At 40.7% G+C, this 8,020-nt stretch carries 10 protein-coding genes; 8 read left to right on the top strand and 2 right to left on the bottom strand.

Annotated elements, in window-relative coordinates; all coding sequences use genetic code 11:
* Positions 1-371 precede the first annotated feature (371 nt).
* Together F7734_RS59625 and F7734_RS59620 are read left to right on the top strand one after the other, a co-directional pair.
* Positions 372-935, top strand: a complete 564-nt coding sequence (locus tag F7734_RS59625) for a pentapeptide repeat-containing protein (protein ID WP_155753579.1) — start codon at positions 372-374, stop codon at positions 933-935.
* Positions 936-1,103: 168 nt separating this feature from the next.
* Positions 1,104-2,306: a M20 family metallopeptidase gene (locus F7734_RS59620; protein ID WP_155753578.1), complete on the top strand. Its 1,203-nt coding sequence runs from the start codon at positions 1,104-1,106 to the stop codon at positions 2,304-2,306.
* A gap of 158 nt (positions 2,307-2,464) precedes the next feature.
* Here the strand turns inward: F7734_RS59620 and F7734_RS59615 are convergent, their stop codons facing one another.
* Positions 2,465-2,863 carry a hypothetical protein gene (locus tag F7734_RS59615; protein WP_155753577.1) on the bottom strand — a complete coding sequence of 133 codons (399 nt, stop codon included), beginning with the start codon at positions 2,861-2,863 and terminating at the stop codon, positions 2,465-2,467.
* 539 nt (positions 2,864-3,402) lie between these two features.
* Here F7734_RS59615 and F7734_RS59610 point away from each other — a divergent pair.
* The 5 genes from F7734_RS59610 to F7734_RS59590 all read left to right on the top strand — a co-directional run bounded on the left by F7734_RS59610 (position 3,403) and on the right by F7734_RS59590 (position 7,476).
* Complete coding sequence (locus F7734_RS59610) at positions 3,403-4,041, top strand: histidine phosphatase family protein (RefSeq protein WP_155753576.1); 639 nt, start codon at positions 3,403-3,405, stop codon at positions 4,039-4,041.
* Between the two features lie 167 nt (positions 4,042-4,208).
* Positions 4,209-5,630: a DNA-3-methyladenine glycosylase 2 family protein gene (locus F7734_RS59605; RefSeq protein ID WP_155753575.1), complete on the top strand. Its 1,422-nt coding sequence runs from the start codon at positions 4,209-4,211 to the stop codon at positions 5,628-5,630.
* Complete coding sequence (locus F7734_RS59600; protein WP_155753574.1) at positions 5,627-6,142, top strand: methylated-DNA--[protein]-cysteine S-methyltransferase; 516 nt, start codon at positions 5,627-5,629, stop codon at positions 6,140-6,142. Before F7734_RS59605 ends, F7734_RS59600 begins: the two co-directional genes overlap by 4 nt.
* A gap of 147 nt (positions 6,143-6,289) precedes the next feature.
* Positions 6,290-7,162: a DMT family transporter gene (locus F7734_RS59595; RefSeq protein WP_155753573.1), complete on the top strand. Its 873-nt coding sequence runs from the start codon at positions 6,290-6,292 to the stop codon at positions 7,160-7,162.
* 113 nt (positions 7,163-7,275) lie between these two features.
* The gene (locus F7734_RS59590) at positions 7,276-7,476 is read left to right on the top strand and encodes a hypothetical protein (RefSeq protein ID WP_155753572.1); all 201 of its coding nucleotides are present in this window, start codon (positions 7,276-7,278) and stop codon (positions 7,474-7,476) included.
* Here F7734_RS59590 and F7734_RS62800 read toward each other — a convergent pair.
* On the bottom strand, positions 7,471-7,662 hold the full coding sequence (locus F7734_RS62800; protein ID WP_243147634.1) for a hypothetical protein: 192 nt from the start codon (positions 7,660-7,662) through the stop codon (positions 7,471-7,473). The two genes, F7734_RS59590 and F7734_RS62800, sit on opposite strands and share 6 nt — an antisense overlap.
* 34 nt (positions 7,663-7,696) lie before the next feature.
* Here F7734_RS62800 and F7734_RS59585 point away from each other — a divergent pair.
* A partial coding sequence (locus F7734_RS59585; protein ID WP_155753571.1) for a hypothetical protein occupies positions 7,697-8,020 on the top strand: 324 nt, incomplete at its 3' end.

Below are 8,020 nucleotides of genomic sequence, written 5' to 3'. Positions count from 1 at the left end.
GTAGGGGGTAGGGGGTAGGGGAGAAGACCGAATTCTTAATCCAAAATCCAAAATCTAAAATCCAAAATCTAAAATCCAAAATCTAAAATCCAAAATCTAAAATCCAAAATTCCCAAAAATTTTCCCCCCAGCCATCTTTTATACCAAGCTGAGGGGAGTTATAATTCGTAGGTTATAGAGTTTCTGTATAGGTCGTTGATGATTCCATTCTATGCTGCTGACTTATTTTTGACTAGCTTCTTCACAAGATTTTACGGTATATTTACGTTTTCTTTACTGTTGCTTTAATTTTAACATATGCATAATAACTTCTATATGTAAGTATAGCAGTACGCCAAATTCTCCGAGTTAGGATTTATTTGAAAGAAACTATGAACGTAAAAATAGCTGTTACGACTGCGTTGTTAACTGGTTTTGGCTTGACAGCACAAGTCTTGGCTCAAAATCCGCAAGATTTAGAACAGTTAAAAGCAACAAATACCTGTCCACGTTGCGATCTAACTAATGCCGATCTCACTCAATTCAATCTCAGTAGAGCAAGTTTGAGAGATGCTAACCTACAAGGTGCTAATTTATCCGGGGTCAATCTTGCAAATGCGGATTTAACAGGTGCCAATTTGCAAGGCGCTGTGTTAAATTCTGCCAATCTCAAAGGTGCTTCGTTAATTGGTGCGAATCTTAAATCAGCTTCTCTAGAAAATGCCGATATCAGGTATGTAGGTTTTATGAGCGCTAATTTAGAAGCTGCTAATCTTAAAGACGCAAAAACACAGTTCACGAATTTTAGAGGCGCACACTTCCGCCTGACAACTATGCCTACTGGTAATGTCACTTCTGACAAACCTTATCAATGGTCGTTACAGCGCGAAAGCCCTAAAGATTGTAACGCTTTTAAATTGGAACGCGCTACTGGTACAACCTGCTACACAGAGTAAGTGAACAAAAGTAGTTCAGCATACCAATTTTAAGGGATGAAATTTTTAGAACTCCGACTTCTCAGAGCAGTCGGGGTTTTAAAAATCAAAGTCATTTACTGTCGCAAGTAGCACATTGTTTTTTACCATCCACTTTATGATAAAGAAAAATTGTAACCTGGTTGACCAATGCTTACTCGCATCAAAGATTTAGCGATCGCACTCGCACCTCGTTTAATTGAAATTCGCCGTCACATTCATTCCCATCCAGAACTGAGTGGTCAGGAGTCACAAACAGCGGCCTTTGTTGCTGGTGTTTTATCTTCGAGTGGTCTTTCTGTTAAAGAAGGCGTTGGCAAAACAGGTGTTATCGGAGAACTCAAAGGAACTGGTGATTCAAACCGATTGTTGGCAATACGTGCTGATATGGATGCTTTGCCAATTTGCGAACAAACTGCTTTGGATTACGCTTCTCGCACTCCTGGGATCATGCACGCCTGTGGTCATGATGTTCATACAACAGTTGGTTTGGGAACTGCAATGGTACTGTCTCAGATAGCTGAGGAATTACCTGGTAAAGTACGGTTCTTATTTCAATCAGCTGAGGAAATTGCTCAAGGGGCTAATTGGATGGTAGCTGATGGAGCAATGAAAGATGTTTCGGGTATACTTAGCCTTCATGTTTTCCCATCAATACCTGCTGGTTCTATTGGTATCCGTTATGGCGCACTCACTGCGGCGGCTGATGATTTAGAGATTATCATTATTGGGGAGTCAGGGCATGGTGCTCGACCTCATGAAGCGGTTGACGCTATCTGGATAGCTTCACAAGTTATCACGACCCTACAACAAGCAATTAGCCGGACACAAAATCCCTTACGTCCCGTAGTCGTAACCATTGGAAAGATTGAAGGTGGTAGAGCACCAAATATCATTGCTGATAAAGTCCGGTTACTAGGAACCGTGCGTTCTCTCCATCCTGAAACTCGCGCCAATTTACTACAGTGGATTGAAAAAATTGTTGCTGGTGTTTGTAATTCTTACGGCGCAAAATATCAAGTGAATTACCGTCAGGGTGTACCGGGAGTGCAAAATGATTACTTTTTGACGCAACTGCTGCAATCAGCCGCCGAAGAAGCTTGGGGTAGCGATCGCGTCCAAGTACTCCCCGAATCATCCCTTGGTGCTGAAGATTTTTCTGTCTATTTAGAACACGCTCCTGGTTCTATGTTTCGATTAGGTGTAGGTTTCAAGGATAGAATTTTAAATTATCCATTGCACCATCCCCTTTTTGAAGTCGATGAAACTGCCATTATTACTGGAGTCGTTACCTTAGCGTACTCGGCTTATAAATACTGGCAAGAAATTGAATCAGTGAGCAGTGAACAGTAACCAGTGACCGAATAATTTGTAATTCGTAATTAAAAATTTTTCACTTTTTTGGTGCTCCAAATGCCCTGGTAGGGGCGCAATGCATTGCGCCCCTACCACCAATGTATATGTATTGTGCATTTCGTGAATTGGTATCGGTTTTCAGGGCACAGCTGATTTTAATTTTTCCTACTTACTTCCATCAGTTCCAAAGTCATCTCATTAAACGGTTTTAAAAGACTCTTAAGTTCCTCTTGAAATGGAGGAAATGTATCTTCAGGATATTTTCTAATATTAATATCTGTGGCGTCATGTATTGCTTCTTTTAGTTTTTTAAGATCTTTAAACAATAAATTCATTCTAGAGCGATCGCGTTCTCCTTTTTTGTAATAAGAGTCTTTACTTTCAGTAAAAGTTAATTTTAGATATATAGAAACTATTATCTTTATAACTTCTTGAAAAATTAAAACTGTCCGTGTCCGATCTGAAACTTTTTTCAGAAAAAAGTTTTTCAAACCTTCTTCATTTACTAGTTTTTCTTTAATTTTTATTTCAACTTCAATATTTGTATCCTTCATTTTGAGCCTATTAATCTCACTATTAATAGGTCTGTAATGTATGGCTTACTTTGTGTATTGTTATCAATATTAACAAAAAATATTTGATATATGTATATTCCTATCATATTTAAATAATACACACAAGGATCTATATATTTATAATATATAGCCTTTCTCAGTCTAATGAGGTACACCCCCTTTCATCCCCCCTTACTAAGGGGGGATGAAAGGGGTGTTACCTCACCAAGTTGAAATTTGCTGTATACATTCTTCGCTATTAGATATACGATCTTTAATATTGGTAGGCTCTGTGGTACTTTGATCGCTAGAGACTAACATATATTTCCCTAAATTGCTAATACTGCGTCAGTCAGGGCACACAAGTAGTTCGGGCTTAAAGAAGTTGTAGTCCGACATTTGCTTCATAGGTCAAAAGTTTTTTGTGGTTAATTAACTTTTTTGGTTGATGACTTTGTCCTGGTGTCACATACTCGCTTGCGAGATTGATGGTATTTTATTTTTGCACGAACTCCTTTATCCCAATCGCGATACCAGCTATGACACTCAATTTATATTTACTGCGACATGGAGAAACTACTTTTAGTCAAAGTGGTAATTTCTGCGGTGAAACTGATGCGGAGTTAACTTCTGAAGGGATGCAGATGGCAGAGAACTTTGCCGAAGTTTATCAAAAATTGAAGTGGGAAGCAATATATGTTAGCCCAATGAAGCGTACAATTGCAACTGCCAAGCCCTTTTGTGATGCTATCGGTATGGATATGCAGTTACGTGACGGACTTCGAGAAGGTAGTTACGGCAAATGGGAAACTAAGAGTAAAGCCTTTGCCCAAGAGAATTACCCAGAAAACTATGTAAAATGGTTAACAGAACCAGCTTGGAATGCACCACTAGGTGGAGAAACTGCGGTAGATATTGCTAACCGTTCTCTGCCTGTAATTGCTGAAATTCAAGAAAAACATCCCCAAGGTAATGTTTTAGTAGTTTCCCATAAAGCCACGATTCGGATTCTACTTTGCAGTTTACTGGGAATTGATTTGGGACGCTATCGCTATCGAGTAAATATTTTGGTCGCGTCGGTCAGTATGGTTAAATTTGACGTTAATGGTCCTTTGTTAGAAATATTAGGCGATCGCCATCATATCAGCCATCTTCTTCGCTCTCGTCCGGGAACATAATTGTCATATCAGTTTTAATTATGCATTACCCAAAAGTCTAGGTAGGGGCGCAAGGCATTGCGCCCCTACATCTTTCGTTCGGAGATGTCTAATATTAACGTCCGAAAATGGCGAGACGGTGAGTGAAATTCCTTTTATGCTGAGGTTATTCGACTCGACATAAGTTTATGCTGACTGACGAGCAATGTTATCGTGCTATTTTGAGCCGAGATCGGCGTTTTGATGGAATTTTTTTTGTTGGTGTCTCTAGTACGGGCATTTACTGTCGTACTGTTTGTACGGTTAAAACACCGCGTCGTGAGAACTGTACGTTCTATCCCAGTGCAGCCGCAGCAGAACGAGCTGGTTATCGTCCTTGCTTGCGCTGCCGTCCTGAATTAGCTCCAGGACAAGCTAAAATTGACGCAGTGGGTAGATTAGCGGCAGCAGCAGCAAGTTATATTGAAGATGGTGCGTTAACAGAACGATCGGTGAGCGAACTGGCAAACTCACTCGGCGTTAGCGATCGCCATTTACGCCGCGTACTTCAGCAGGAATTTGGCGTCTCTCCCATTCAACTCGCGCAAACACAGCGATTACTTCTGGCTAAGCGGCTTCTAACTGATAGTAATTTATCGATTACAGAGATTGCATTTGCCAGTGGTTTTTCAAGCGTAAGACGGTTGAATGCACTGTTTCAGAAGCACTATCGACTGAATCCTACAGCACTCCGCAAAGTTACAAATCTGCCACAAGATATTTTGCGGTGCGAGCTTGCTTATCGTCCACCTTTAGATTGGCAAGGGTTACTCAGCTTTCTACAAGGTAGGGCGAGTAGAGGTATAGAAGCGATTGAAGGTAATTGCTATCAGCGTACAGTGAGAATAGACCAATATCAGGGTTGGATTCGGGTATCTCCCATTACCAAGCAAGACAAATTGCAAGTCGAACTCTCAGCCTCTCTAGTTGCAGTTATTTTACCCGTTCTCACCAGAGTGAAAGCACTCTTCGATCTAGCAGCCGATCCAGTCTTAATTGCTCATCATCTTAGAGATCTCACCGTATCCTATATCGGTTTGAGAGTACCGGGTGCTTTTGATGGATTTGAAGTTGCAGTCCGTGCAATTCTCGGTCAACAAGTCAGTGTGAAAGCTGCAACAACCTTAATGGGAAGATTGATTGAGACGTTTGGTACGCCAATTCAAACTCCAATTACAGGATTGACGAATCTGACACCAACTCCAGCCCAAATCGCTCAATTATCTCCACAGGATTTAACGGCTTTAGGAATCTTGTTAACCAGAGCAACATCAATTATTGCGCTCGCTCAAGCGATTGTAAACAAAGACTTGCGATTAGACACTTACTCAGAAATTGACAGGACAATTGTTCGTCTCAAAACACTCCCTGGAATTGGAGAATGGACGGCTCAATACATTGCGATGCGAGTGCTAGCATATCCAGATGCGTTTCCCCACGCCGATTTAGGGTTACGTCGGGCGTTGAACGTTGAGAAACCCGCACAAGTCTTGCAAATTGCCGAACCATGGCGTCCCTGGCGAGCTTATGCAGCAATGTACCTTTGGAAATCTTTGGAGCAAGTTGGATGATTTACTACAGATGGCTAGATAGTCCTCTAGGAAAGTTATTGCTCACCTCGAATGGGCGATCGCTAACTGGATTATATCTACAAGGACAAAAGTTTTTCCCAGAACAAACCAAAGACTGGCATGAGTCACAGCAAGTAGATCCCTTTGTCCAAACTCAAGAACAGATAGCCGAATACTTTGCTTACCAGCGCCAACGTTTTGACTTACCCATTGAGCCACAGGGAACAGCGTTTCAAAAACAAGTCTGGCAACTATTGCTTCAAATTCCTTTTGGTGAAACAATTTCCTATGGAGCATTAGCCAAGAAGATTGGAAAACCCGTCGCATCTCGCGCTGTTGGTTCTGCCAATGGACGAAATCCAATCTCCATTATTCTGCCTTGTCATCGAGTCATTGCATCTAATGGTAAGTTGACAGGCTATGCAGGTGGACTCGATCGCAAGCAATGGTTACTTCAGCACGAGCAAACAAAGATTGTCATTTGTCATTCGTCATTCGTCATTTGTCATTAGTAGGGTTTTTGCGTGTTTACATACCTTTACACAGTTTGTTTTTTAACCAATTTATTTAATTGTTGTAATCCAGTGAGAACGATCGCTCTATTTGATGTAAGCTAAAGCCCTTACTGTTCAAAATTTCAAGTTTGTTAATCCAACATTATGAAAATCTCAGATACCCTTGAGCTTTTGTTACTTGCAGCGTTGTGGGGTGGTTCGTTCCTGTTTATGAGAATTGCAGCCCCTGTATTAGGTCCTGTTTGGCTAATCGAGTTCCGAGTATTGTTAGCTGGATTAATATTACTGCCAATCCTGATGCGATTGAATCTTTTGCAAGAGATTCGACGAAATCTCATTCCTATCGTTGTCGTTGGCTGGATGAATTCTGCCATTCCATTTTTACTTCTTGCTTTTGCATCAGTGTCTCTTCCTGCTGGATTTACGTCTATTTTGAATGCTACAGTACCCTTATTTGGCACGATTATTGCTTCTGTTTGGTTGAAGGAGAAATTAACTACAACTCGAATCATTGGTTTTGTGTTAGGGTTCACAGGCGTAGTCATTTTGGTTGGCTGGAAAGCCGTTGCAGCCACACCAACTTTCTTTACAGCAGTAGTAGCTGGATTATGTGCGGCTTTGATGTATGCGATTTCAGCCCCTTACATCAAACAAAATCTCAGAGGTGTTCCTTCGCTAGTTGTTACAACTGGGAGTCAACTCAGCGCAGCATTCTTAATTTTACCTATGTTACCGTTCACAATACCTCAACAAACACCATCTATTGCTGTAGTCTTATCAGTCATTGCTTTAGCTTTGCTATCAACAGTTTTTGCTTATTTTCTCTACTTCAGGCTCATTCAAAATATTGGCTCAACTAAAGCTTTAACAGTAGCTTATCTCATTCCCCTATTTGCAATGCTCTGGGGTGCGATCGTACTGCAAGAAGCCGTAACGATGACAACGATCTTGGGCTGTGTTTTGGTGTTGTTGGGAACCGCGATCGCGAACATGACAAAATCCTTTACACTTAAATAATGTAATCTATTATCATATTTTACAAAAATCAGATATAAGAGGCTGAAGATTTGGATTTAGAGATTAAAATAGAATTAGCAAAGGCGGAATTTATTTGATTGGTAGCTTTTTTAATGACTTTACAAGAAATTATTAATTCTATTGAAAGTTTGCCCGTAGAAGAACGAGAGTATTTATTTGAGTTTCTTCGACAACAACGAATTGAGAAACGGCGGGTTGAAATTTTGGCTAACGCCCAGGAAGTCATGCAGGCTTTTAAGGATGGGACAGCTCATAGGGGAAGCGTTGATGATTTGATTGCTGATTTACTATAATGACAATACACCTCTCGCTATGGAGCAACGATGGTATTGTGCATTTGCACGCACAAAACATCGAATTTTTGTATCTTCTGCGCTGCCTTCCTTCGCTACATATAACCAAGGTTTTCCCTGATTGTCACGATAAACTTTTGGTTTCCCCACAATCTCGATATTATCATCTTTTGAGAGCGATCGCACAATTAAACTCTGGGATAGATATACGGGAGAATGCTTGAAAACACTTTCTGGACATAAGCATTGGGTTTTAGGAATTGCTTTCCATCCCAACGAACGAATTCTAGCAAGTGCGAGTCAAGACCAAACAATTAGACTTTGGGATATTTTGACAGGAGAGTGTCAGGAGATATTGCGATCGCCTCGTCCTTATGAAGGTATGAATATCACTGGTATCTCTGGCTTAAGCGCAACCCAGAAAAATACTCTTACAGCTTTCAATACCTTCGCCAAAATAGAAGCCCAGACCAATTTTGCCATTTTTGCCTCGTACACAAACTTTTGCCATAAGAAGACGAAAATTTCTTATCTATGTGTATTC

It is taken from the genome of Scytonema sp. UIC 10036, assembly GCF_009725235.1.
Note: the sequence above shows the minus strand (reverse complement) of the source record. Positions and strands in the feature narration are given on the sequence as shown.

Coding starts and splice junctions, on each gene's coding strand:
- F7734_RS59600 (WP_155753574.1), top strand. CDS start 5,627: ATGATTTACTACAGATGGCTAGATAGTCCTCTAGGAAAGTTATTGCTC.
- F7734_RS59610 (WP_155753576.1), top strand. CDS start 3,403: ATGACACTCAATTTATATTTACTGCGACATGGAGAAACTACTTTTAGT.
- F7734_RS59625 (WP_155753579.1), top strand. CDS start 372: ATGAACGTAAAAATAGCTGTTACGACTGCGTTGTTAACTGGTTTTGGC.
- F7734_RS59620 (WP_155753578.1), top strand. CDS start 1,104: ATGCTTACTCGCATCAAAGATTTAGCGATCGCACTCGCACCTCGTTTA.
- F7734_RS59605 (WP_155753575.1), top strand. CDS start 4,209: ATGCTGACTGACGAGCAATGTTATCGTGCTATTTTGAGCCGAGATCGG.
- F7734_RS59595 (WP_155753573.1), top strand. CDS start 6,290: ATGAAAATCTCAGATACCCTTGAGCTTTTGTTACTTGCAGCGTTGTGG.
- F7734_RS59615 (WP_155753577.1), bottom strand. CDS start 2,863: ATGAAGGATACAAATATTGAAGTTGAAATAAAAATTAAAGAAAAACTA.
- F7734_RS59590 (WP_155753572.1), top strand. CDS start 7,276: ATGACTTTACAAGAAATTATTAATTCTATTGAAAGTTTGCCCGTAGAA.